Source organism: Rhizobium sp. Root482, assembly GCF_001426565.1.
Taxonomy (GTDB): Bacteria; Pseudomonadota; Alphaproteobacteria; order Rhizobiales; family Rhizobiaceae; genus Pararhizobium.
Genome location: NZ_LMFA01000020.1, coordinates 366,363 through 390,492 on the forward strand (window position 1 = coordinate 366,363; position 24,130 = coordinate 390,492).

At 62.6% G+C, this 24,130-nt stretch carries 23 protein-coding genes and 1 pseudogene; 13 read left to right on the top strand and 11 right to left on the bottom strand.

Annotated elements, in window-relative coordinates:
* Positions 1–22: 22 nt before the first annotated feature.
* The gene (gene carB, locus ASD31_RS14010) at positions 23–3,511 is read right to left on the bottom strand and encodes a carbamoyl-phosphate synthase large subunit (RefSeq protein WP_056334564.1); all 3,489 of its coding nucleotides are present in this window, start codon (positions 3,509–3,511) and stop codon (positions 23–25) included.
* 366 nt (positions 3,512–3,877) lie between these two features.
* Between carB and ASD31_RS14015 the strand changes: the two genes are divergently transcribed.
* Together ASD31_RS14015 and ASD31_RS14020 are read left to right on the top strand one after the other, a co-directional pair.
* A complete protein-coding gene (locus ASD31_RS14015) occupies positions 3,878–4,813 on the top strand; it encodes a neutral zinc metallopeptidase (protein WP_056334567.1) in 936 nt (311 codons plus the stop codon).
* A 112-nt stretch (positions 4,814–4,925) separates the two neighbouring features.
* Positions 4,926–5,252 (top strand): hypothetical protein, encoded by a 327-nt coding sequence (locus ASD31_RS14020; protein ID WP_056334570.1) that lies wholly within the window; start codon positions 4,926–4,928, stop codon positions 5,250–5,252.
* 68 nt (positions 5,253–5,320) lie between these two features.
* Here ASD31_RS14020 and ASD31_RS14025 read toward each other — a convergent pair whose 3' ends face one another.
* From ASD31_RS14025 to ASD31_RS14035, 3 genes are all read right to left on the bottom strand, one after another.
* Positions 5,321–5,791, bottom strand: a complete 471-nt coding sequence (locus ASD31_RS14025; protein ID WP_056334573.1) for an SRPBCC family protein — start codon at positions 5,789–5,791, stop codon at positions 5,321–5,323.
* Positions 5,781–6,227: a metalloregulator ArsR/SmtB family transcription factor gene (locus tag ASD31_RS14030; RefSeq protein ID WP_320409398.1), complete on the bottom strand. Its 447-nt coding sequence runs from the start codon at positions 6,225–6,227 to the stop codon at positions 5,781–5,783. Before ASD31_RS14030 ends, ASD31_RS14025 begins: the two co-directional genes overlap by 11 nt.
* A 114-nt stretch (positions 6,228–6,341) precedes the next feature.
* Positions 6,342–7,337 carry an aldo/keto reductase gene (locus ASD31_RS14035; protein ID WP_056334577.1) on the bottom strand — a complete coding sequence of 332 codons (996 nt, stop codon included), beginning with the start codon at positions 7,335–7,337 and terminating at the stop codon, positions 6,342–6,344.
* 113 nt (positions 7,338–7,450) lie between these two features.
* Here ASD31_RS14035 and ASD31_RS14040 point away from each other — a divergent pair, with 113 nt between their 5' ends.
* The 3 genes from ASD31_RS14040 to ASD31_RS14050 all read left to right on the top strand — a co-directional run bounded on the left by ASD31_RS14040 (position 7,451) and on the right by ASD31_RS14050 (position 11,338).
* Entirely contained in the window at positions 7,451–8,353 is a 903-nt protein-coding gene (locus ASD31_RS14040) for a LysR family transcriptional regulator (RefSeq protein WP_056334579.1), read from the top strand.
* Between the two features lie 160 nt (positions 8,354–8,513).
* Entirely contained in the window at positions 8,514–9,770 is a 1,257-nt protein-coding gene (locus ASD31_RS14045) for a TCR/Tet family MFS transporter (RefSeq protein WP_056334583.1), read from the top strand.
* A 161-nt stretch (positions 9,771–9,931) separates the two neighbouring features.
* Entirely contained in the window at positions 9,932–11,338 is a 1,407-nt protein-coding gene (locus ASD31_RS14050) for an MATE family efflux transporter (protein ID WP_056334586.1), read from the top strand.
* A gap of 151 nt (positions 11,339–11,489) precedes the next feature.
* Here ASD31_RS14050 and ASD31_RS14055 read toward each other — a convergent pair whose 3' ends face one another.
* The 3 genes from ASD31_RS14055 to carA form a co-directional block, all read right to left on the bottom strand.
* Positions 11,490–11,891, bottom strand: a complete 402-nt coding sequence (locus tag ASD31_RS14055; RefSeq protein WP_056334590.1) for a hypothetical protein — start codon at positions 11,889–11,891, stop codon at positions 11,490–11,492.
* Between the two features lie 41 nt (positions 11,892–11,932).
* Positions 11,933–12,385 (bottom strand): MarR family winged helix-turn-helix transcriptional regulator, encoded by a 453-nt coding sequence (locus ASD31_RS14060; RefSeq protein WP_082520570.1) that lies wholly within the window; start codon positions 12,383–12,385, stop codon positions 11,933–11,935.
* Between the two features lie 208 nt (positions 12,386–12,593).
* Positions 12,594–13,799 carry a glutamine-hydrolyzing carbamoyl-phosphate synthase small subunit gene (carA, locus tag ASD31_RS14065; RefSeq protein WP_056334596.1) on the bottom strand — a complete coding sequence of 402 codons (1,206 nt, stop codon included), beginning with the start codon at positions 13,797–13,799 and terminating at the stop codon, positions 12,594–12,596.
* Between the two features lie 324 nt (positions 13,800–14,123).
* On the opposite strand from carA, the gene ASD31_RS14070 reads away from it, so the two are divergent.
* A complete protein-coding gene (locus ASD31_RS14070; RefSeq protein WP_056334599.1) occupies positions 14,124–14,579 on the top strand; it encodes a GatB/YqeY domain-containing protein in 456 nt (151 codons plus the stop codon).
* On the opposite strand, the gene ASD31_RS14075 is transcribed toward ASD31_RS14070, so the two are convergent.
* The 3 genes from ASD31_RS14075 to ASD31_RS25535 all read right to left on the bottom strand — a co-directional run bounded on the left by ASD31_RS14075 (position 14,554) and on the right by ASD31_RS25535 (position 16,162).
* Positions 14,554–15,453 carry a hypothetical protein gene (locus ASD31_RS14075; RefSeq protein WP_056334602.1) on the bottom strand — a complete coding sequence of 300 codons (900 nt, stop codon included), beginning with the start codon at positions 15,451–15,453 and terminating at the stop codon, positions 14,554–14,556. The two genes, ASD31_RS14070 and ASD31_RS14075, sit on opposite strands and share 26 nt — an antisense overlap.
* Before the next feature lie 75 nt (positions 15,454–15,528).
* Complete coding sequence (locus ASD31_RS14080; RefSeq protein WP_056334609.1) at positions 15,529–15,861, bottom strand: BrnA antitoxin family protein; 333 nt, start codon at positions 15,859–15,861, stop codon at positions 15,529–15,531.
* Positions 15,824–16,162 (bottom strand): BrnT family toxin, encoded by a 339-nt coding sequence (locus tag ASD31_RS25535; RefSeq protein WP_320409399.1) that lies wholly within the window; start codon positions 16,160–16,162, stop codon positions 15,824–15,826. The genes ASD31_RS14080 and ASD31_RS25535 overlap by 38 nt, the downstream gene beginning before the upstream one ends.
* Positions 16,163–16,294: 132 nt before the next feature.
* Between ASD31_RS25535 and dnaG the strand changes: the two genes are divergently transcribed.
* The 5 genes from dnaG (at position 16,295) to ASD31_RS14105 (ending at position 21,855) form a co-directional block, all read left to right on the top strand.
* On the top strand, positions 16,295–18,319 hold the full coding sequence (gene dnaG / locus ASD31_RS14085) for a DNA primase (protein WP_056334612.1): 2,025 nt from the start codon (positions 16,295–16,297) through the stop codon (positions 18,317–18,319).
* 6 nt (positions 18,320–18,325) lie between these two features.
* A complete protein-coding gene (locus ASD31_RS14090) occupies positions 18,326–18,610 on the top strand; it encodes a hypothetical protein (RefSeq protein WP_156392652.1) in 285 nt (94 codons plus the stop codon).
* Positions 18,611–18,770: 160 nt separating this feature from the next.
* Positions 18,771–19,406 (top strand): LysE family translocator, encoded by a 636-nt coding sequence (locus ASD31_RS14095; RefSeq protein WP_056334621.1) that lies wholly within the window; start codon positions 18,771–18,773, stop codon positions 19,404–19,406.
* Positions 19,407–19,485: 79 nt separating this feature from the next.
* The gene (gene recQ, locus ASD31_RS14100) at positions 19,486–21,342 is read left to right on the top strand and encodes a DNA helicase RecQ (protein WP_056334624.1); all 1,857 of its coding nucleotides are present in this window, start codon (positions 19,486–19,488) and stop codon (positions 21,340–21,342) included.
* A gap of 27 nt (positions 21,343–21,369) precedes the next feature.
* A complete protein-coding gene (locus ASD31_RS14105; protein ID WP_056334628.1) occupies positions 21,370–21,855 on the top strand; it encodes a cupin domain-containing protein in 486 nt (161 codons plus the stop codon).
* Between the two features lies 1 nt (position 21,856).
* On the opposite strand, the gene ASD31_RS14110 is transcribed toward ASD31_RS14105, so the two are convergent.
* Positions 21,857–22,627: an SDR family oxidoreductase gene (locus ASD31_RS14110; RefSeq protein ID WP_056334631.1), complete on the bottom strand. Its 771-nt coding sequence runs from the start codon at positions 22,625–22,627 to the stop codon at positions 21,857–21,859.
* A gap of 137 nt (positions 22,628–22,764) precedes the next feature.
* Between ASD31_RS14110 and ASD31_RS14115 the strand changes: the two genes are divergently transcribed.
* Positions 22,765–23,727: a bile acid:sodium symporter family protein gene (locus ASD31_RS14115; protein ID WP_056334634.1), complete on the top strand. Its 963-nt coding sequence runs from the start codon at positions 22,765–22,767 to the stop codon at positions 23,725–23,727.
* A gap of 211 nt (positions 23,728–23,938) precedes the next feature.
* Positions 23,939–24,130 (top strand): annotated as a pseudogene (locus ASD31_RS14120) (glycine C-acetyltransferase); the annotation flags it as partial.

A 24,130-nucleotide genomic window follows, 5' to 3' on the forward strand; every position in this document is an offset into this window, starting at 1 on the left:
TAGAGGGTACGCCCAAAACCAATCAAGCAAAATAGCTCTGCAATGTCCGCACTTCCAGGTTTCCGGCCTTCAGCGCCTTGATCGCCCGGGCGGCGGCTTCGGCGCCGGCCATGGTGGTATAATAGGGCACTTTCTGCATCAGCGTCGCCCGGCGCAGCGATTTCGAGTCCGAGATCGCCTTTGAACTGTCGGTCGTGTTGATGACGAGGTGAACCTGCCGGTTGCGGATGGCGTCCTCGATATGCGGGCGACCCTCCTGCACCTTGTTGACCTTGGTGGCGGTAATGCCCTTTTGGGCGAGGAAGCGCTGGGTGCCGCCGGTCGCCATCACCTTGAAGCCGATATCCGTGAGGATGCGGATGGCGGGGAGCACGCGCTCCTTGTCCTCGTCGCGCACCGAAACGAACACCGTGCCCTCGCGCGGCAGGTCGACGCCGGCGCCGAGCTGGGCCTTGGCGAAGGCCAGCGCGAAATCCGTGTCGAGGCCGATGACTTCGCCGGTCGAGCGCATTTCCGGGCCAAGCAGGATGTCGACGCCGGGGAAGCGGGCAAACGGGAAGACGGCTTCCTTGACGGCGATGTGCTTCAGGTTGCGCGGATCGGGCTTTTCGCCATAGGCGGCGATGGCGGCGTCGAGCTTTTCGCCGGCCATGATGCGGGCGGCGATCTTGGCGATCGGCGCGCCGATGGTCTTGGCCACGAAAGGCACGGTGCGCGAGGCGCGCGGATTGACCTCGAGAACGTAGATCGTGCCGTCCTTGATGGCATATTGCACGTTCATCAGGCCGCCGACATTGAGCGCCTTCGCCATCGCCTTGGTCTGCCGCTCCAGTTCGTCGACCATCTCGTCCGACAGCGTATAGACCGGCAGCGAGCAGGCGCTGTCGCCCGAATGGATGCCGGCTTCCTCGATATGCTCCATGATGCCGGAGACGAACACCGTCTCGCCGTCGCAGAGCGCATCGACGTCCACTTCCACCGCATTGGTCAGGTAGCTGTCGAACAGCAGCGGGTTCTTGCCGAGCAGCGTATTGATCTGGCCGGTCTTGTCGTTCGGATAGCGCTGCTTGATGTCTTCGGGAACCAGTTCCGGCACGGTGTCGAGCAGGTAGGTCTGCAGCATCGATTCCGAATGGATGATCTGCATGGCGCGGCCGCCGAGAACATAGGACGGGCGCACCACCAGCGGGAAACCGATTTCGGAGGCGACGAGGCGGGCCTGTTCGACCGAATAGGCGATGCCGTTGTTCGGCTGGTTGAGGTCGAGCTTCATCAGGAGCTTCTGGAACCGGTCGCGATCTTCGGCCAGATCGATCATGTCCGGTGCCGTGCCGAGGATCGGGATGCCGTTCTTTTCCAGCGCCTCGGCAAGCTTCAGCGGCGTCTGGCCACCGAACTGGACGATGACGCCATGCAACTCGCCCTTTTCCTGTTCGGCGCGCAGGATCTCGATCACGTCCTCGGCCGTCAGCGGCTCGAAATAGAGCCGGTCGGAGGTGTCGTAGTCCGTCGAGACGGTTTCCGGATTGCAGTTGATCATGATTGCTTCATAGCCGGCATCCTTCAGCGCGAAGGCGGCATGGCAGCAGCAATAGTCGAACTCGATGCCCTGGCCGATGCGGTTCGGGCCGCCGCCGAGAATGACGACCTTCTTCTTGTCGGAAATCTGGGCTTCGGAGCGCGTCTGTCCCGCGAACGGCGTCTCATAGGTCGAATACATGTAGGCCGTGGGCGAGGCGAATTCGGCCGCACAGGTGTCGATACGCTTGTAGACCGGGCGCACATTCAGCCGGTTGCGCAGTTCGGCCACTTCCTTGGGCCGGCTTTTGGAAAGCGTCGCCAGCCGCGCGTCGGAAAAGCCCATGGCTTTCAGCATGCGCAGGTTTTCGGCGTCTTCCGGCAGGCCATGCTCGCGCACCCGGGCTTCCATGTCGACGATTGCCTTGAACTGGGCGATGAACCAGGGGTCGATCTTCGAGCCGTCATGCACGTCGGCCTCCGACATGCCCATGCGCAGGGCCTGTGCGACCATGCGCAGCCGGTCCGGCGTCGGCGTGCCGATGGCGGCGCGGATGGCGTTCTTGTTGTCGCCTGAATCGTCGAGACCCGGAATTTCGATTTCGTCGAGGCCGGTGAGGCCTGTTTCGAGGCCGCGCAGTGCCTTCTGCAGCGATTCGGCAAAGGTCCGGCCGATCGCCATGACCTCGCCGACCGATTTCATCGCCGTCGTCAGCGTCGTGCCGGCGCCCGGGAATTTCTCGAAGGCGAAACGGGGGATCTTGGTGACGACATAGTCGATCGAGGGCTCGAACGAGGCCGGCGTCGCACCGCCGGTAATGTCGTTGTCGAGTTCGTCGAGCGTGTAGCCGACCGCAAGCTTGGCGGCGATCTTGGCGATCGGGAAGCCGGTCGCCTTCGATGCCAGCGCCGACGAGCGCGACACGCGCGGGTTCATCTCGATGACGACGAGGCGGCCGTTCTCGGGGTTGACGGCGAACTGCACGTTCGAGCCGCCGGTCTCCACCCCGATCTCGCGCAGCACCGCGATCGAGGCGTTGCGCATGATCTGGTATTCCTTGTCGGTCAAGGTGAGCGCCGGGGCAACCGTGATCGAATCGCCGGTATGCACGCCCATCGGGTCGATATTCTCGATCGAGCAGATGATGATGCAATTGTCCGCCGTGTCGCGGACCACTTCCATCTCGTATTCCTTCCAGCCGAGCACCGATTCCTCGATCAGCACTTCGGTGGTCGGCGAGGCATCGAGGCCGGAATTGACGATCTCGAAGAATTCCGAGCGGTTATAGGCGATGCCGCCGCCGGTGCCGCCCATGGTGAAGGAGGGGCGGATGATCGCGGGAAGACCAATCGTGTCGAGCGCCTGCGCGCCGATGGCCATGGCATGGCTCATATAGCGCTGCTTGCGGTCGGTCTCGCCGAGGTTCCAGTGGTTTTCCAACTCGTCCAGCGCCGTGTCGAGTTCGGGGCCGGAAAGCTGCGCCTTCAGCTTGTCGCGTTCGGCGACATGCGCCTTGCGGTCGATGTCCTTGATCTCGGTGGCATTGGCGAGCAGCGATTTCGGGGTTTCGAGCCCGATGCGGGCCATTGCCTCGCGAAACAGCGCCCGGTCCTCCGCCATGTCGATGGCATCCGGCTTGGCGCCGATCATCTCGACATTGTAGCGGTCGAGCACGCCCATGCGCTTCAGGGAAAGCGCCGTGTTCAGTGCCGTCTGACCGCCCATGGTCGGCAAAAGCGCGTCGGGGCGTTCCTTGGCGATGATCTTGGCGACGACTTCCGGGGTGATCGGCTCGACATAGGTCGCGTCCGCCATGTCCGGATCGGTCATGATCGTCGCCGGATTGGAATTGACCAGGATGACCCGGTAACCCTCTTCCTTCAGCGCCTTGCAGGCCTGGGTGCCGGAATAATCGAACTCGCAGGCCTGGCCGATGACGATCGGACCCGCGCCGATGATGAGGATCGATTTGATGTCTTGGCGCTTTGGCATGGGTTCTATCCGCTTTTCGGCTTGCGCGAAAAACCGGCCAGGGTGGGAGATCACCGGCCGGGGGGCGCATGCTTGGTCTTTTGAGGCTAGAAGCGGCTTATAGGGAAATCTGCGCCCAAGCGGAACCCCGAAAATGTGGCAATCGACAGGAAAAACGCCACCGCGGACGGCGGCTGTCGAAGACGGGCTCTTTCACGCGTTGAACCGTCATTCATGCTGCTGCGAAATCAGTCCTCCGCCGCAGCGCGATTTCGTGCGGTAGACCTAAGTTTGTTATTGCCATCTTGTACAAAATTTCGACCGGTGCCTTATATGCTAGCGGCAGAAGTCAGGCGCCGCAAAAGCAGGCATGGACGGGAGAAGAGCATGGAATGGAAAGGCCGACGCCAATCGGGCAATGTCGAGGATGCGCGCGGATCCGGACCGGTTCGCGGCGGGATGGGCGGCAATCCGTTCGGGCGCGGCGGTGGTTTCCGTATCCCCACGGGCGGCGGCGGGCGCGGCGGCGGCATGAGTATCGGCACCATCGTCCTTCTCGTCGTGGTCTATTTCGGCTTGAAAATGGTCGGCATCGACCTGTTGCAGGTGATGGAAGGCGGCTCGGTCAGTCCTCCGGGCTATGAGCAGAGTGATGGCTCGCCGGCGCCGCAAGGCACGGCGGCGGAGGAGGAGACCAAGGCCTTCGTCTCCACGGTGCTCGCCGAGACGGAAGATACCTGGAACGGTATTTTCCAGGCGAGCGGCGAGACCTATGAGGAGCCGAAGCTGGTGCTGTTCCGCGACGGCATCAATTCCGCCTGCGGCACGGCGTCCTCGGCCACCGGTCCCTTCTATTGCCCGGGCGACCACAAGATCTATCTCGACATGAGCTTCTTCGACGAGATGTCGCGGAAATTCGAGGCTTCCGGCGATTTCGCGGCTGCCTATGTCGTTGCACACGAGGTTGGTCACCATGTCCAGAACCTGCTGGGCATCCTGCCCAAGGTCAACGAGCAGCGCCAGCGGATGAGCGAGGCGCAATCCAACCGGATGTCGGTGCGCACCGAACTCCAGGCCGATTGCTTTGCCGGCATATGGGGCAAGTACACGGCGCAGAAGGGCCTGCTGGAGCAGGGTGACCTGGAAGAGGCGCTGAATGCCGCCACCCAGATCGGCGACGATACGCTGCAGAAGCGCAGCCAGGGCTATGTCGTTCCCGAAAGCTTCAACCACGGTACCTCGGCGCAGCGCTCCGAATGGTTCAAGCGCGGCTTCGACAGCGGCAAGCTTGCGTCCTGCGACACCTTTACGGGTGACATCTGAGCCTGCGGCTGGGCGCGTGTGATCGACGGGGTCACACCGCCCGGACGAAACTTTTGCGGCCTCGCGCCGTTATCCAAGCGGGACGAATGCGTCCCTGATCGAGGAGACGACAATGAAAACTCCTATCGTCCTGGCCCTTGCCGCGTCTCTTTCCGCCGGCATCATGGCAGCGCCCGCGCAGGCCCAGCGCGCGAACCATCAGAGCGCGCTGCCGGGGGTCACCGTGATCTTTGTCAAGGATTATTACGACCCGTCCGACTACAACCAGATACCGCAGAGATACCGGCATGCTTCGCCGCAGACGATCGCGCGGGCACAGGCGGAGATTAACGCCGATAGTCGCCTCAGAGCCGCTCTTCAAGGAAAACGGGTGCAACTCCGCAATGTCGTCGGCGTCGCTACCGCCCTGAATGGCGGCAAGATCGTCTATGTCAGATAGCGGGGCGATGTAGCGGGGCAAGCCGGTGATCGTCTCGCCAACCTTTGGCATCCGATGCGATCATCGGATCACATCGATCGCTCGGCGAATTCCGCGAGTTGGTCGATCGCGGTTCCCCAACCTTCATGGAAGCCCAGTTCTTCATGTTTTCTGGAGTCCGCAGCGTTTCTGTGCAGAACGCGGGCGGAATAGCGCGTGCCGCTTTCCTGTGCCTCGAACGTTATGATCGCGGTCAATGCCAGCCAGGGTTCGGCGGGCTGCCAACCCTCGGTCAGGACCGTCGTCCAGACCAGGCGTGCCTCGGGGACAACCTCTAGGAAGCATGCCTGGACATGCGGTTGGAATTCGCCCTCGTCTTCGCGCATGCGCGTCTCGAAGCCGCCGCCCGGGCGGAGGTCCAGCTTGACCACCTGGCATTCGATCGGAGCGGGGATCCACCATTTCGCCAGATGCTCGGGCGTGCTCCACGCTTTCCAGACAATGGCCGGCGGTGCCTTGATGATACGCGTAACGGTGAGTTGGCCTTGTTCACTCGGCATTTTCAATGCTCCTCGACATCTGGGTTTCGACATAGTCGGCAAGCCGGTCCGTTCCCGCCTGCCAAAGCCGGCGTTGCTCGCAGAGCCAGGTTTCAGCGGCTGTCAGCCTCTCGGAATTTACTCTGCAGGTGCGGACGCGGCCGATCTTTTCGGAACTGATCAGGCCATCTTTCTCAAGCACCCTGAGGTGTTTCATGAAGGCCGGCAGCCCCATGGCGAAGGGCTCCGCCAGTTCCTTGACAGGGGCAGGCCCCTTCGTAAGACGGCTGATGACCGCCCGCCGGGTGGGATCGGCAAGCGAATGAAAGGCGGCGTCAAGAGATGACTGATAGTTTTCCATACGGAGAACTATAGGGAACAGTTTGCTATTTGGCAAACTAAATCGGCGGTGCGATAATCTGGAAGGATGGCCGCTGCCGCTGATCTGACGGCGCATCGCACGACGTACCAGGGGAGCCTTAACTCCAGGCCATGCCGCCTGCGATGGCAAGGACCGAGCACGGTCATGCGGCCCCGATTTGGAAGCCGGGCCGCATGACATGGCGGATCGTTACTTTTCGCTGTCCATATGGGCCAGCATTGCTTCGGTATAGCGCCCGCCGGCGGCGGCATCCTTCGGCACGGCCGTTTCGATCGCGGCGAGATCGGCAGGCGACAGTTGGACTGTCTGCGAGCCCAGCGTCTCTGCCAACCGCTCGACGGTGCGCGCGCCGATCACCGGCACGATATCGGCGCCTTGCGCCGCGACCCAGGCAATGGCGATCTGCGCCACCGTCGCGCCCTTTCTGTCGGCAATCGCCCGCAGTGCCTCGACCAGCGCCAGGTTGCGATCGATATTCCCCTCCTGGAAACGCGGGCTGAAGCTGCGGAAGTCGCCGGGCGTCTGTCCCTGGCCCTTCTGCCAATGGCCGCTGATCAGTCCGCGGGAGAGAACGCCATAGGCGGTAATGGCGATGCCGAGATCGCGGCAGGCGGGCAGGATCTTGTCCTCGATGCCGCGCGAGATCAGCGAATATTCGATCTGCAGATCGACGATCGGATGGACGGCGGCGGCCCGGCGGATCGTCTCCGCGCCCACTTCCGAAAGGCCGATATGGCTTACATAACCGGCCTTCACCATGTCGGCGATGGCGCCGATCGTCTCCTCGATCGGCACATTCGGATCGAGCCGTGCCGGGCGATAGATGTCGATATGATCGACACCCAGCCGCTGCAGCGTATAGGCGACGAAGTTCTTCAGCGCGATCGGGCGATTGTCCATGCCGTTGAAGCCGGCATCGACATCGCGCAGCGCCCCGGTCTTGACGCTGAGGACGACCTCGTCGCGCCGGCGCCCCTTCAGCGCTTCGCCGATCAGCATTTCATTATGGCCCATGCCGTAGAAATCGCCGGTATCGAGCAGGTTGATGCCCTGGTCGAGTGCGGCGTGAATGGTGGCGATGCTCGTTTTCCGGTCGGCGGGACCGTAAAGCGCCGACATGCCCATGCAGCCAAGGCCGAGCGTCGAGACAAAGGGCCCTGTCTTGCCGAGTTGTACCTGTTTCATCTTGCTTCTCCTGTGCCGGCTGCCATCGCGGCGTCGGTTCGAATGGTTTTACCAAAGCTCCGTTTGTGCGATAATCCGTTGCAAGCTGTACGAGCTGTTTGGAAAAATGCACAATGCCGGACCTGCCTCTCACCGATCTCGATGCCTTTGCCGCCGTTGCGCGCGAACGCAGCTTTCGTGCCGCCGCTCGCCTGCGTGGCGTCTCGGCCTCCTCGCTCAGCCAGGCCGTGCGGCGGCTGGAACAGCGCTGCGGCGTGCGGCTGTTCAACCGGACCACCCGCAGCGTTACCCTGACAGAGGCGGGCGAGCGGCTGATGGACCGCCTGTCGCCGGCGCTGGGCGAACTCGTGCTTGCGCTCGACCAGCTCAACAGCTTTCGCGATCGCGTGGCGGGCACGCTGCGCCTCAATGTGCCCACGGTGGTGGCACGCATGATCCTGCCGGATATCGCCGCCGAATTTCTGAATGCCTATCCGGACATCACCTTGGAAATCAGCGGCGAGGACAGGTTCATCGACGTTCTCGCCGCGGGTTTCGATGCCGGCGTGCGCTATGACGAGCGGCTGGAGAAGGACATGATCGCCGTGCCGATCGGCCCGCGCGTCCAGCGGTTCGTCACGGCCGCGGCACCGTCCTATCTTGCCGGGCGTGGTTGTCCGCACCATCCGCGCGAAATGCTCGATCACGTGGCGATCCGCCACCGGTTCCTGAGCGGCATCGTGCCGCCCTGGGAATTCGAAAAGGACGGGGAGAGCCTGTTCATCTCGCCGCCGGCCTGCATGATCTCCAATGTCATCGACCTGGAAATCGATGCGGCCGTGGCGGGCCTCGGCATCATCCGCACCTTCGAGGAATTCCTGGCGCCCTTCATCGACCGGGGAGAGCTCGTGCCGATTCTCGGTGACTGGGCCTCGGTCTTCCCCGGGCCATCCCTCTATTACGCCAGCCGCCGCCACATGCCGGCGCCACTCAGGGCTTTCATCGATTTCGTGAAACTGCGCGCAAGACAGGGGTAGTGCATCCATCCTGCAACCATCAATGTTCCCGCCTTATCCATCACGAAGATTGAAATGTTCACGGATTGTTTCGCTCGTGGTTTTTCGATAGACAGGAATTTCAGGTTTCCGTTCGCGTTCTGTGCTCCGCCTCCGGCGGATGCCGGGGAAGGTTTGTTCGATGATTGATCCCAGATCCGCGCGACGTGGCCTGTTTCTCGTCTTCATCATCCTGTTTCTGGATATCATGGGCATTGCCATCATCGTGCCGGTGCTGCCCGCCTATCTGAAGGAACTGACCGGGGACACGATCAGCGAGGCGGCGGTGGATGGCGGTTGGCTGCTGTTCGTCTACGCCGCCATGCAGTTTCTGTTTGCGCCGCTGATCGGCAATCTGTCGGATCGCTTCGGCCGGCGGCCGGTCCTGCTGGCCTCGGTCTTGACCTTCGCGCTCGACAATCTCATCTGCGCGCTGGCCACCACCTATGGAATGCTGTTCGTCGGCCGGGTTCTGGCCGGCATCAGCGGCGCCAGCTTCTCTACCGCCGCCGCCTATATCGCCGATGTCAGCGACGATACCAATCGGGCGAAGAATTTCGGTCTGATCGGCATTGCCTTCGGCACCGGTTTTGCGCTCGGGCCGGTGCTCGGCGGCCTGTTGGGCGAATTCGGCCCGCGCATCCCCTTTTATGGTGCCGCCGCGCTGTCCCTCGTCAATTTCGTCGTCGCCTGGTTCTTTTTGCCCGAAACGCTCGAAAGCCACAATCGCCGGCGCTTCGAATGGCGCCGCGCCAATCCGCTCAGCGCCCTGAAGCAGATGCGCAATTATCCCGGCATCGGCTGGATCTTGCTGGTGTTCTTCCTGCTGTGGCAGGCGCATGCGGTCTATCCGGCCGTCTGGTCCTTCGTCGCCTCCTTCCGCTATGGCTGGAGCGAGGGCCAGATCGGCCTGTCGCTCGGCGTCTTCGGCATTTGCGGCGCGCTGGTCATGGGCTTCGTCCTGCCGCGCGTCATTTCGCGGATCGGCGAATGGCGGACCGGCGCGCTCGGTCTCGTCTTCACCGGGCTCGGCCTGTTCGGCTATGCCTTCGCCTTTCAGGGCTGGATGATCTATGCGGTCATCCTTGCCACCTGCCTGGAGGCGCTGGCCGATCCGCCGCTGCGCAGCCTGGCCTCGGCCAGAGTGCCGCCTTCGGCGCAGGGCGAGCTGCAGGGCGCGCTGTCGAGCATTTCCAGCTTCACGACCATTGTCGGGCCGCTGATGTTCGCCCAGGTCTTCAGCCTGTTTACCGCACCCACGGCACCCGTCGCCTTTGCCGGCGCGCCCTATCTGCTGGCAGCCTTCTTCGTCGTGCTGGCAGTCGCCCTCTATCTCCTCAAGGTTCGCCCACTGGAAGCGGCCGCGCAGGGCGGGCCGGCAGCGGCGGGGGCGATGTGAGGGCTTTCTTTGCCGAACAGATCAAGTTTTGTGATCTTTGGATGAAAAAATAATCAGTTTCGGCTTTGCGTCTGGCGCTTTAAAAGCGGCTGTTCTATTTCCGTCTCTCCCGTCATGCGGCCCATTCCGGTTGCGACGTAGCCAAAGGCTTAAATTCCGTCATGCCGATTTCGACCGAACAGAATTCGGGCGGCCATACCGATAATTCCTGGTCCGCCCATTACCGCGCAAGCATCGCGCTGGGCGTTCCCTTCGTCGGCGCCCAGCTGGCGCAGTTCGCCATCCATGCCACCGACGTGCTGATGGTCGGCCGGCTCGGCACCACCGAGCTCGGAGCCATGGTGCTGGCCGCGCAGATGTTCTTCACCGTGTTCATCTTCGGCTCGGGCTTTGCCAATGCGGTCGTGCCGATGGTGGCGCAGGCTGAGGGCAGGGGCGATCGCGTCGCCGTGCGCCGTGCCGTGCGCATGGGCATGTGGGCCGTGCTCGGCTACGGGGTTCTGACCGCGCCGCTGCTCTGGCATGCCGAAACGGTTCTGCTTGCCATGCGCCAGCAGCCGGAGGTGGCGGGGCTCGCCGGAAGCTATCTGCGCGTCGCCCTCTGGGGCATGTTTCCGGCGCTGTTGTTCATGGTCCTGCGCGGCTTTCTGAGTTCGCTGGAGCGCGCCGGCATCATTCTTTATGTAACGATCATCGTACTTCTGGCCAATGCCGCCCTCTGCTACGTCTTCGTTTACGGAAATTTCGGCGCCCCGGCGCTCGGCATCGTCGGCGCGGCGATTTCGGCGCTGATCGTCAATACGCTGAGCTTCGTGCTGCTCTTTGCCTATATCCAGGCGCAGCCGCAGACCCGTTCCTACGAGATCTTCGTGCGCTTCTGGCGGTCGGATTGGCCGGTGCTCAAGGAAGTCGTCGTGCTCGGCCTGCCGATCGCCATCACCATCCTCGCCGAAGTCAGCCTGTTCACCGTCGCCTCGCTGCTGATGGGCATGATCGGCACTGTCGAGCTTGCCGCCCACGGCATTGCGCTGCAATTTGCCTCGGTCGCCTTCATGGTGCCGCTCGGTCTCGCCCAGGTCGCAACAGTGCGCATCGGGCTTGCCCATGGCCGGCGCGATGGCGAAGGCATCAAGCGGGCGGCGATCGCCGTGCTGGTCATCGGCTGCGGCTTCGCGCTCGTCGGCAGCCTCGTCTTTGCCCTGTTTTCACACGAGCTTGCCGCCATGTATCTCGATACGAGACGTCCGGATGCGGCGGCGGTTCTCGCCTATGCCGGCCCGCTGATCGTCATTGCCGGCGCCTTCCAGCTCGTCGACGGCGTCCAGGCACTGGCGGCCGGCATGCTGCGCGGATTGAAGGACACGACCGTGCCGATGATCCTGGCGCTCGTTTCCTATTGGGCGATCGGCTTCGTCGCCGCCTATCTGCTCGCCTTCCATGCCGGCTATGGCGGCGTCGGCGTCTGGTACGGCTTCGTGCTCGGCCTTGGCGCCGCCAGCATCTCGCTCACCTGGCGCTTCTTCCGCTTCCTGTCGAAGGAAAGAAAGCTGCTCGCCCTTCCGGCATAAAGAAGGATATCGCGAAAAGCCGCACGGCGGGAGTGCGCAGACGACATGCTGGATAGGACTGAAGCGCGAAAAAGCGATTCGAAAGATCGCGACGCGCTTTGGCTTCGAAACGGCGACCGAGGCGCCCTTGCGGTCGCTGTGTGGGGGCGGGTCAGCTCGGGAAATGCTCGACATGGGTTTCGGCGGTACGGCCGAAATAGACCACGCGGCGGCCGAGGAAGGAGACCAGATAGAAGGCGCAGCCGGCGGCCTTCACTTTCTCGCAGAAGGCGATGTAGCTGTAGTCGACGGGGTTGGCCTGCGCCCAGCGCACCAGGCGCTCGACCTCGGCGGGATCGAAGGCAGGAGCCACGTCTCCGGAGGACGAACGCATCTCAAGCATCACGCTGTCGCCGTCGGGCAGGTAGAAGGCCTGGCTGTTACGGCGATAATCGACCGCATAGCCCTCGAAGCCGGCGGCGATCAGCTTGCCCACGATCTCGGGAAAGCTAAGTGTGCCTTCATGCGCAGCCTTCAGGCAAGTCTCGGCAATGTAAATCCGTTCCGCGTCCATGTCGGTTCCTTTCATTCTGATGTTTCTGTTGTCTAAGCGGATCAATCCACCGGCGTCGCGGTCAGTCCCCGCCGATTGACGAGGGCCTGTAGCACCCGGTCGAGCGCCTCATATTCTTCCCCCGAAAGCACGCCGAAATATTCGGCGTCGTTTGCGTCGGCGAGCCGAGCAAGAATTGGCACCTTTGCCCGTCCCTCCGGTGTCAACAAAAGTGTTTGGCCGCGCATGTCGGCCCCGATCTCCTGTCGCAGGATCAACCCCTTGGTCACTAGCCGGTCGGCAAGCTTGCTGATCGCGCCACGGGTCATGTTCATCCTGTCGGCGAGTGCCGTGGGAGCTATTCCCTCTTCATCGAAGAGGGCGCGCAGGAAAGACCATTCGGCGACCGTCACCCCCTCGGTCGTTACCTTGCGGGCGAATTCCTGGGACACGGCGTTCGACACCATGCGCAGCCAGTAGCCAGTATGATCGGACAGGTTGGAAACAGACTTCACAAACAACTCCATTCAAGTTGACTAGGAAACTATCTGGATTGTGTTTCCTAGTCAACAAGGAATTGCCTGTGCCGCGAATGTCGGATGGGCTGGATCCGGCCTTCTCGCGAAAACCGGATGCAAGGTCAGCGTTTACGAGCGATTGTTACGTCAAAGAGTTAAAGGCCCGGAGCGATCCGGGCCTTTCCACATTCCAGGAGAGCGGTAGTTACCGTTCGGTGAGTGCCGCTTCGCCCTTTTTCTCGCGCACGAGGTTGATGAAGCGGCGGAAGAGATAGTGGCTGTCCTGGGGCCCGGGCGAGGCTTCAGGATGGTGCTGGACCGAAAAGACCGGCTTGCCTTTAAGCCGCAGCCCGCAATTGCTGCCGTCGAACAGCGAGACATGGGTTTCTTCGACGCCCTCCGGCAGCGATTTGCTGTCGACCGCAAAGCCATGATTCATCGAGACGATCTCGACCTTGCCGGTCGTATGGTCCTTGACCGGATGGTTGGCGCCGTGATGGCCCTGGTGCATCTTTTCGGTCTTGGCGCCAAGCGCCAGGCCCAGCATCTGGTGGCCAAGGCAGATGCCGAAGACCGGGATGTCCGTCTTGATCAGTTCCTGGATCACCGGAACCGCATATTCGCCTGTTGCCGCCGGGTCGCCTGGGCCGTTCGACAGGAAGATGCCGTCCGGCTTCAGCGCCAGCACGTCCTCGGCGCTGGTGGTGGCGGGAACAACCGTCACCTTGCAGCCAAGCCCGGTCAGGAGCCGCAGGATATTGCGCTTGACGCCGTAATCGAGCGCCACGACATGGTGCGTCGCATCGGCTTCGGCAAGCTCGCCGAATTCCTCGTTCCAGGCCCAGGGTTTCTGGGCAAAGCGCGAGGACTGGCCGGACGAGGCGACCTTGGCGAGGTCGAGGCCTTCCAGCCCGCCCCAGGCTTTCGCCTCCGCCTTCAACGCCTCGATGTCGAAGACGCCGTTCGGGTCATGGGCGATCACCGCGTTCGGCGCGCCGTTTTCGCGGATCCAGGCCGTCAGCGCCCGCGTGTCGATGCCGCAAAGGCCGATGATGCCGCGCGCCTTCAGCCAGGCGTCGAGATGCTTGGCGGAGCGGTAGCTCGAGGGGGCAGTAATGTCGGCCTTGAAGACGACGCCGACCGCGCCGTGGCGGGCCGCCGGCGTCAGGTCCTCGATATCCTCGTCATTGGCGCCGATATTGCCGATATGCGGGAAGGTGAAGGTGACGATCTGGCCGAGATAGGACGGATCGGTCATGATTTCCTGGTAACCGGTCAGCGCGGTGTTGAAGCAGACTTCCGCCTGCACCTTGCCGGTGGCGCCGATGCCCTTTCCGGTAATCACGGTGCCGTCGGCCAGAACGAGCAGGGCGGTCGGCTTGGTGGTGGTCCAGGGGGCGGTTGCGCTCATCATTTTTCATCCCGTTGCGGCGCGGACGCGGGCAGGCAGGGGCCTTTGTCCTCATCGCCATCTTGTGCTCAGGCAGGCGCGCGCGGAAACCCGCGGGCGGTCTTCTTCTGCCAATGTCGTGCATTTTGCGGAAAATAGACGCGCATCCGCGCGCGGTCAACACCATGTTGTGGATGGAGCGCAAATAAAAACCCCGAAAATTCAACCCCTTGCCCAATCGGTTGATTGTTTGCACGCCTCTGGTCTAAGACAACGCCAAGGACAACATCCGGGAAGGGCGCATTTTCCTTGCGGCGCCCTCATCCTCCATCGGGAGATTCTGCCATGCGTGAAAGACTGAGTGACGCCCTGAAAACGGCGATGAAGGCCAAGGATGCCCGGCGGGTCTCGACCTTGCGGCTCGTCCAGGCGGCGGTGAAAGACCGGGACATCGCCAATCGCGGCACCGGCAAGGAGGCCGCCTCCGACGACGAAGTGCTGCAGATCCTTGCAAAGATGGTCAAGCAGCGCGAGGAATCGGCAAAGATCTATGACGATGCCGCCCGCCCCGAGCTTGCCACCCATGAACGCGAGGAAATCGCCATCATCGCCGAGTTCCAGCCGGAGCAGCTTTCCGAGGAAAAGACGCGCGAGATCATCGCTTCGGTGATCGCCGAAACCGGCGCCACGGGCCTGCGCGACATGGGAAAATCCATGGCGGTGCTGAAGGAGCGCTATGCCGGCCAGATGGATTTCGCCAGGGCGTCCTCCATTCTCAAGGAACTGCTGTCAACTGCCTGACCGGCGCCGGCGCGGTTTCCCGGTGGAATGCCGCGTCGATGATGGCGAATTTCTCGGCCTGGTAAATCCGGTATTCCCGCACGAAATCCTGCGAAAGCCACAGGGTGGGCTTGCCGGACATAGTCTTGCCGGACACGGGCTCGAAGCCGAGACTGCCCAATTCGGCGGCCCTGGTCGTCAGCCGCTTCAGATGGGTCTTGGAAATCCTGTAGCGCCGGCTCATTTCGGCCGGCGAGATCATGCCGACCGGAATTCTCGGTGCGTCCGGATCATAAGCGTCAATCATGGCGATGAAATAGTCCATCACCACGCCGCCTGAATTGGCCCAGGTAAACAGGTCGAAGGTCTTGCCGGGATTGCGCAGCCGGTGATTTTCAAGAATGGCTTGCGCGATTTCGGGCTGCAGCCGGGCAAACAGCGCAGGGTCCGCCGCCAGCGCCACCGCCCGTTCTCCGCCGTCCAGCATGTCGAGAACGGCAAGATGCGCGTAGAGCCATTTCACCACGGATTGCACGGCAATCTCCGTCGGTTCCAGCGGCCGCATGCGCTGGTCGGGCGGATTGTCTATATGGCGGACAAACCGGTAGGCGAGCATTTCCTGGACGAAGGCGCCGGCGGTATTGCGGCTGGCTATGCCATGCTCCACCGCTAAAGCGACGAAACGCCCGGTATAGAGACCCTTGTCGTGGCTGTCCGGTTTTCGCCGGTAATGGAGCGACAATCCCAGTTGCGCCATCAGCCAGCGCTGCTGCGAGGCGAAGATCGAGTTCATCCGTGGATTTTCGGCGAACATCGCCGTCATCTGCCGGGCATTTTCCCGCATGGCGGCGAAAAAGCCGCTGTCTGAAACAAGATCCTGCGCTGCAAAGACCATCGGCAATTCCGAAAAGGGGTTGAACGGTTCATGTCTGTGCAAGGTTCGGCGGGGCGTTTTTATTTCGATATTTCGCTAGGCTTTCTTTCTGCCCTTCTGCTCGGTCATGAAATGCCGCAGTACCGCATTCATGCGGGTCTGGTAGCCGGGGCCGCCCTGCTTGAAGAAGTCGATCACGTCCTCGTCGAGCCGGATGGAAACGGCCTTCTTGGCGATCGGATAGACCACCACCGCCTTCGACCAGTCGATGTCCATGAACTCCGCCCAGTCGGGATCGTCCCGCATGGCCGCCAGGATATCCTCGTCGCTCAGCGCGTCGATGCGCGCCCAGTCGGTTTTATCTTCACCCTTGGCCACTTTTCGCCGGATGTCATCCAGCGAATATCTGACGATATTTTCTTCGCTCATGCCTGTGCGTCGGACGGGCCGAAATGATCCTGCAGGTCACATCCCGCATCGTATAGACGATTGCGATCAGATTTCCCGAGGAAGGACAAATGGCCAATGTCCGGACTTCTCCATTTCTGTCGGATTGACTTTCGAGGCGCTGCTCGTTCAAGGCCGTTGCTGCAATCGGAAAGTCGATACCGTGCTTCTGAAAATTTGCAGCGCGCTTGTTTTCATCATTCAAAGGATGAGAATTGTATATCCGTTGGATGCATCGTGGGCTCCGAAAGGTGTGGAAGCTTTCGGGCACATCATGCGTCACGCATCATCGTAATGATGATTACGTAATGTATATACAGATCGGCGTCAATCTGTGAATTGCGGGTATGACGCGCGGCCTTGCTGGCTTCCTTTGCGATAGCCACCTATAGGAAAGGCCAGCCCAGAGGTATTCATGCGATTTTCAAACGCCTTTCTTGACGAGATCCGCGACCGCGTCCCGATATCCGACGTGATCGGCAAGCGCGTCACCTGGGATCGCAAGAAGACCAATGTCTCGCGCGGCGATTACTGGGCCTGCTGCCCGTTCCATGGCGAGAAATCGCCGAGCTTCCACTGCGAAGACCGCAAGGGCCGCTATCACTGCTTCGGCTGCGGTGTTTCGGGCGATCATTTCCGCTTCCTGATCGAACTCGACGGCATGAATTTTCCCGAGGCCGTGCAGCAGATCGCCGATCTCGCCGGCGTCGCCCTGCCGCAGCCCGATGTTGAGGCCGAGAAGCGCGATCGCCAGCGCACCGGCCTGCAGGATGTCATGGAAATGGCCACCCAGTTCTTCGAGGCCCAGTTGCAGACGGCGAACGGCGCCAAGGCGCGCGCCTATCTGCGCGACCGCGGCCTGACCGGCCGCACGATCGAGACCTTCAGGCTCGGCTATGCGCCGGAAAGCCGCAATGCGCTGAAGGAATATCTGGCCGGCAAGGGCGTACCGAAGGACCAGATCGAGGCTTGCGGCCTCGTCGTCCATGGTCCCGATATTCCCGTCTCCTATGATCGCTTCCGCGACCGCATCATGTTCCCGATCCTATCGTCGCGCGAAAAGGTCATCGCCTTCGGCGGCCGCGCCATGTCGCCGGATGCGCCGGCCAAATATCTGAATTCCAACGAGACCGAGCTCTTCCACAAGGGCAGCGTGCTCTATAATTTTTCCCGTGCGCGCAAGGCGATGTCTGGGGCCAGCCGCGCCGGCGAAGCCGCGCAAAATGAGAATGGCGCAGGGACAATTATCGCCGTCGAAGGCTATATGGATGTCATCGCACTCTATCAGGCCGGTATCGAGAATGCCGTCGCGCCGCTCGGCACGGCGCTGACCGAAAACCAGATGGTGCTTCTGTGGAAGCTGACGCAGCAGCCGGTCCTCTGCTTCGATGGCGATGGTGCCGGCATCCGCGCCGCCAACCGGGCCGTCGATCTCGCCCTGCCGCATCTGAAACCAGGCTATTCCGTCCGCTTCGCCATGCTGCCGGATGGCAAGGATCCGGACGATCTGGTGCGCAACGAAGGCCGGGCGCCGTTCGACAAGGTGCTTGCCTCCGCCCGCTCGCTCTCGGAGATGGTCTGGCTGCGCGAGGTGCAGTCGGGCACATTCGACACGCCGGAAAAGCGCGCCCAATTGGAGGCGACGCTGAAGCAGATCGTCTCGGTGATCGCCGACGAAAACGTCCGCCGGCATTATGGCCAGGATGTGCGCGACCGGCTGCACCAGTTCTTTCAAGGCGCGCGCCAGGGCGGCCAGCGCAGCTTCGACCGCAATCCGCGTCAGGGCGGTGGCAATCGCAGCGGCGGGCAGGGGCAGGGACTTGGCGGCCCCGGTGCGCGCATAAGCGAGCGCACCGGCATTTCCGACCGGCTAGCCCGCTCGGCGCTGGTCAGCGGCCATCAGAGCCTGCCGCCCTTGCGCGAAAGCGTGCTGGCGCTGACCATCGTCAACCATCCGGATCTTCTGTTTGCCGAATATGACGAGATTTCCGCCATCGACTACGACAACCGCGATCTGCAGCGTTTCTGGTCGGCCGTGCTCAATGCCGCCTCCGCCAAGGGCCCGCGGCTGACGCGCGAAAACCTGATCGAACATCTGGAGGCCGAGGGTTTTGGCGATCTCCTGAAATCGCTCGACCAGCAGATCCGCTTCGCTCGGCTCTGGACCGCCACCACCGCCGCGGCCTCCGAGGATGCCCGCGAAGGCTATCTGCAGGCACTCGCCCTCCACCAGCGCACCAAGGCCCTGCTCTGGCAGCGCCGCGAACTGGAAAATGAACTCGCCTATGCCACCGAGGAAGGCGACGACGACACCGTCAGCCTGATCCTGCGCAACCTGCAGGAAGTCCAGCTTGAAGTCACCCGGCTCGAAAACCAGGAAGCCATCATCGACGGGTTCGGGGTGTTGTCCGGGCGGGTGAAAGGGCCGGCTGGGAAGTAGGGGAGCGTGCTGCCGGGCAAGCGTATCGATCTGGAACAACCCTGCCGCGCACGGGTTCACGCTCCTTTAAGCGAGCGGAAATATACTCTGGCAATGGTCAGAAACATCTACAAATTCCGCCGGGTGAAATGGGGCGATCCGAAGGAAAAGCTGAAAGTGCTGAGCGAAGATTTTCGGCGCAAGCTCTGGCTCGACAGGCTCTCGACAACGCAATTTCTATTATTGGTGGCGGTGGTGTCTGGGATGACATTTGCCTGTGTCGGCGCGCTCGGTTTTTATAGCCTACTCTGATGCGTGGACCGGGCTGCTAACGTTCTTCTCGTGATAGGGGCCTTCGGGCTCACCCGCCGGGTCTGGTGTGCCGCCAGTTCTCGCCCTCTTGCCATCAATCCCGGCAATTGCAAAACTCCCCCCGTCAGCCGGCAATGGCCGGCCTGCGGGAGGGAAGTCCATGACTGAAATGACCTTGCTGGCTTTCGCGCTTGTTTCGTTCATCGGCATCGCCACGCCAGGCCCGACCGTGCTCCTGGCGCTGACCAACGGTTCACGCTTCGGGGTCAGGCGTGCGCTTGTCGGCATGGTCGGCGCGGTGCTTTCGGATTTCGTCCTCATCGGCGCGGTGGCGCTCGGGCTCGGCGCGTTGCTCGCGGCCTCCGAATTCTGGTTCTCCGTCGTCAAATGGATCGGCGCCGGCTATCTCGTCTTCCTGGGCATCATGCTGTTGCGCTCGAAGGGCACGCTCAACGATCAGCTGCATGGCAAGGCGGACAATGGTTCGGGCGCGCCGGGCGCGATCTTCTGGAAGAGCTTTCTCGTCGCCGTTACCAACCCGAAGGGCTATCTGTTCTTCTCGGCCTTCCTGCCGCAGTTCATCGCCCCGGCCTTGCCGCAATTGCCGCAATATGCGGCACTCGCCCTGGTCTTCGCCACCGTGGATTTCCTCGTCATGTTCGGCTATGCCGCGCTCGGTTCGCAGGCCGTCAAGGTGCTGAAGGCATCCGGCGCGCCCTGGCTCGACCGCATCTGCGGCGGCGCGCTGCTGGCGCTTGCCAGCTCGCTCGCCTTCTACCGCAGGGCAAACGCCTGACCTTGCAAAGGCGGATCAAGGGGTCGCGGCGGGGGCGGGATCTGTGCCATAGTCGCCGCTTCCCCACGAAAGCGATTCCATGCCGCCGATCCAAGACCGTATCGATCCCCTCTTCGACAATGAAAGCACGAAAAACCAGCTCTCCGTCCTCAAGCGGGTCTATGGCTATCCCGCTTTTCGCGGCAGGCAGGCCGAGGTCGTCGACCGGGTGGTGTCGGGCGGCGATGCGGTCGTCCTGTTTCCCACAGGGGCCGGCAAGTCGCTCTGCTTCCAGATTCCGGCCCTTTGCCGCGATGGCGTCGGCATCGTCGTCTCGCCGCTGATCGCGCTGATGCGCGACCAGGTGGAAGCGTTGAAACAGCTTGGCGTGCGCGCCGCCGCGCTCAATTCGTCGCTGACGCGCGAGGAATTTCTCGACGTGCGCCGGGCGGTCGCCGATGGCAGCCTCGATCTCCTCTATGTGACGCCCGAGCGCATCGTCACCGCCGGTTTCAAGGAGATGATCGGCAATTCCAGGATCGCGCTGTTCGCCATCGACGAAGCGCATTGCGTTTCGCAATGGGGCCATGATTTTCGCCCGGAATATCGCGAGCTCGGCCATCTCGGCGAGCTTTATCCCGGCGTGCCGCGCATCGCGCTGACGGCCACCGCCGATCCGCATACCCGCGAGGACATCATTGACAGGCTCGGCCTGCGTTCGGCGGAGGTCTTCACCACCTCGTTCGACCGGCCCAACATCGCCTATGAGATCGTCGAGCGTGATCAGCCGCGCCAGCAGCTCCTGCGCTTCCTGTCGCGCCACAAGGCAGCGAGCGGCATCGTCTATTGCCTGTCGCGCGCCAAGGTCGAGGACACCGCCGAATGGCTGAACGGGCAGGGGGTGCGCGCGCTTGCCTATCATGCCGGCATGGAAAGGGCGTTGCGCGATGCCAACCAGGATGCGTTCCTCAAGGAAGAGGATCTCTGCCTCGTCGCCACCGTCGCCTTCGGCATGGGCATCGACAAGCCGGATGTGCGCTATGTCGCTCATCTCGACCTGCCGGGCTCGGTCGAGGCCTATTACCAGGAAACCGGCCGGGCCGGGCGCGACGGCCTGCCCTCCGAGGTCTGGATGGCCTATGGCATGGCCGATGTCATTCAGCGCGGCCGGATGATCGACGAGGGCGGCTCGGCCGACGAGATCAAGCGGGTCGAGCGCGCCAAGCTCAACGCGCTGCTCGCTATCTGCGAGACGCCCGGCTGCCGCCGGCAGGCGATCCTTGCCCATTTCGGCGAGGCCCATGCCGGCCAGTGCGGCAATTGCGATACCTGCCTCAAGCCTGTCGAGACCTGGGACGGCACCGAGGCTGCCATCAAGGCGCTGGCCGCCATCTACCGCACCGGCGAGCGCTTCGGTACCGGTCATCTGATCGACGTGCTGCTCGGCAATGAAAACGACAAGACTACCCGCTTTGGCCACGCCGACATGCCGGTCTTCGGGGCTGGCAAGGACATTCCCTCGAAAACCTGGCAGTCCGTCTATCGACAGTTGCTGGCCGCCGGTTATGTCAGTGTCGATCATCAGGCTTTTGGCGCGCTGAAGCTGACGGAACAGGCGCGCTCAGTCTTCAAGCGTGAACAGGACGTGCGTTTCCGCAAGGACCGCCCGACCACGGGCAAGGCCGCGCGCCACGCCAAGGGTGGATCGCCGGCCGCCAAGGCCGAGCTGCAGGGGGGCGATCAGGACCTGTTCCAGCAATTGCGCGCGCTGCGCGCGAGCCTTGCCAAGGAAATGGCGGTGCCGCCCTATGTAATCTTCCCGGATACGACCCTGATCGCACTATCGAAGGACCGCCCGCAGACCCGCGACGCGCTGCTCGGCATTTCCGGCATTGGCCAATCCAAGCTGGAGCGCTACGGTGATGCTTTCCTGAAGGTCGTCCGCGCGGCGGATTGACAGTGGGGAGCATAGGCGGGAGGCAGCATGAGCGATGATCATCAGCACGATTCCGAACGCTGGAAGCATGATGGCGTGCGCGTCATCAAGGGCGGCCAGTTGGACGACAACACGCCGCAGACGCCGGGCATGTACCGACAGGCCGCCATCAACCACGCCCGCGTCGGCGCGCAGAAGATCTGGGCCGGCACCGTCGCCATCGAAGCCAATGCCAGGACCGGGGTGCATCACCACGGCGCGCTTGAAAGCGTCATCTTCGTCCTGCGCGGCAAGGCGCGCATGCGCTGGGGCGACCGGCTGGAATATGTCGCGGAAGCCGGTCCCGGCGATTTCATCTATGTCCCGCCCTATGTTCCCCATCAGGAAATCAACGCCGATCCGGACAATGTGCTGGAATGCGTGCTGGTCCGCTCCGACAACGAGGCCGTGGTCGTCAACATCACCGATGTCGATCCCGTCGAAAAGCCGGAAGAGGTCTATTGGGTCGATCCGATCCACAAGCGACCTGAATAGCCTACATCCGCACCGTCATCCCGCCATCCACCGTCAGCACATGGCCGTTGACGAACGAGGCCGCGTCGCTTGCCAGAAACAGCGCCGCGCCGGCGATTTCGTCCGGCCGGCCCCAGCGCTGCGTCGGGATGCGTTGGCGCACGAAGGGCATCAATTCCTCGTCGGCGGCCAGCGCCGCATTGGTCTCGGTGGCGAACCAGCCGGGCGCGATCGCATTGCTAGTGATGCCGAAGGGGCCGTATTCCACCGCCATCGCCCGCATCAGCCCGGTCAGCCCCTGTTTGGCGAGCGGATAGATGCCGTCGCCCGGCAGCGCCACCTGGCCGTTGATCGAGGTCACCGCGATCAGCCGCCCGTGACCGGCGCGCTTCATGATCGCGGCCGCGTCGCGCGACAAGGTCGTCGCGGCAATCAGGTCGGTGCGGATCAGATCGAGGATCGCCTCGTCGTCGAATTCTGCCAGAGGCCTGCGGTCGCGGGCGCCGACATTGTTGACGAGGATGTCGAGCCGTCCGTGGCGGCGCTCGATGCCGGCCAGGGCGTCGCGCTGCGCCTGCCGGTCGGTGATGTCGAAGGCAAGCGCCTCGGCGCTGCCGCCGGTCGAAACGATCGCGCCCACGGCCTCTTCCAATGTGGCTGTCGTGCGCCCGTTGATCACCACATGAGCACCGGCCTCGGCCAGTGCGCGGGCGATCTCGAACCCCAGCCCGCGGCCACCGCCGGTCACCAGCGCCACCCGGCCCTTGAGGGAAAACCTGTCGAAGATGCTCATGGCGTTTCATCGCACGGGTCGCTGCTTTTTTCCACCGGGAAAGGCTAAATTTTGCCACGCCGACAAGCGGTTGCGTTCTTGACACCCGGAGCTTGGCGGCTAAACCCGCCGTACTGTTCATTTTGGAGGAGGCCGCCTTGAAGGCTGTTGCATCGTTCTCGGCGTTTGTCGGCAAGACATTCGCCATCTGGGTCATTCTGTTCGCTGTTCTCGGCTTCTTCTTCCCGGATACGTTCAAGCAGATCGCGCCGTATATCGTCACGCTGCTGGCCATCATCATGTTCGGCATGGGCCTGACGATCTCGGCTGGCGATTTCCGCGAGGTCGCCCGCCGGCCGTTCGATGTCGCCATCGGCGTCTTCGCGCAGTTCATCATCATGCCGCTCATCGCCGTCATCCTGACGAAGATCATCCCGATGGCGCCCGAAGTCGCCGCCGGCGTCATCCTGGTCGGCTGTTGCCCCGGCGGCACCTCGTCGAATGTGATGACCTATCTTTCCAAGGGCGATGTGGCGCTTTCGGTTGCCTGCACCAGCGTCACGACGCTGGCAGCGCCGGTGGTCACGCCGTTTCTGGTCTGGATGTTTGCCAGCCAGTACCTGCCGGTCGACGGCTGGGCGATGTTCCTCAGCATCGTCAAGGTCGTGCTTGTGCCGTTGGCACTCGGCTTTGCCCTGCAGAAGCTTTTGCCGGGCCTCGTCAAGGCCGCGGTTCCGGCTCTGCCGCTGGTCAGCGTCGTCGGCATCGTGCTCATCGTGTCGGCGGTCGTCGGCGCGAGCAAGCCGGCGATTGCCACGTCCGGCCTGATGATCTTTGCCGTGGTGGTTTTGCACAATGGTCTTGGTTATCTGCTGGGCTACTTCGCCGCTCGCGCCAGCGGCCTGTCGCTGGCCAAGCGCAAGGCGATCGCCATCGAGGTCGGCATGCAGAACAGCGGCCTTGGCGCCGCCCTCGCCAATGCCTATTTCTCGCCGGTTGCCGCCGTTCCGAGCGCCATCTTCAGCGTCTGGCACAATATTTCCGGTGCGCTGCTGGCCAATTATTTTTCCCGCCAGGTCGAAGACGATGATCAGCAGGCAAAGCCTGCCATCGCAAGCTGAAGGGAAAGCCAGGGCAAGCTGAAGGAACAGGCAGGGCGGGACGGTTTATCCTCCCGCCCGCCGCCGCTACGGTCTCATGCACGCTGGGGGCCGCCGGAACCGGGCAGATCGCGTCAACGCCGCCTCCTGCGGCTCTCTTTCGCTGTCATCGGGGGAGGAATATGGTAGGTCTCCATCGAAACCCCGATCCCTCGTTTGGAAAGCGGCCTTCATGACCAACGCCTTCATCCAGCATCTCGCCACCGAACTCGAAGGCCTGAAGTCGGCGGGGCTTTACAAGAGCGAGCGTGTCATCACCTCGAAGCAGGCCGGCGAGATCGAGGTCGCCTCGGGCGAACGGGTGCTGAACTTCTGCGCCAACAATTATCTCGGCCTTGCCGATAGCGAGGAACTGGCCGAGGCC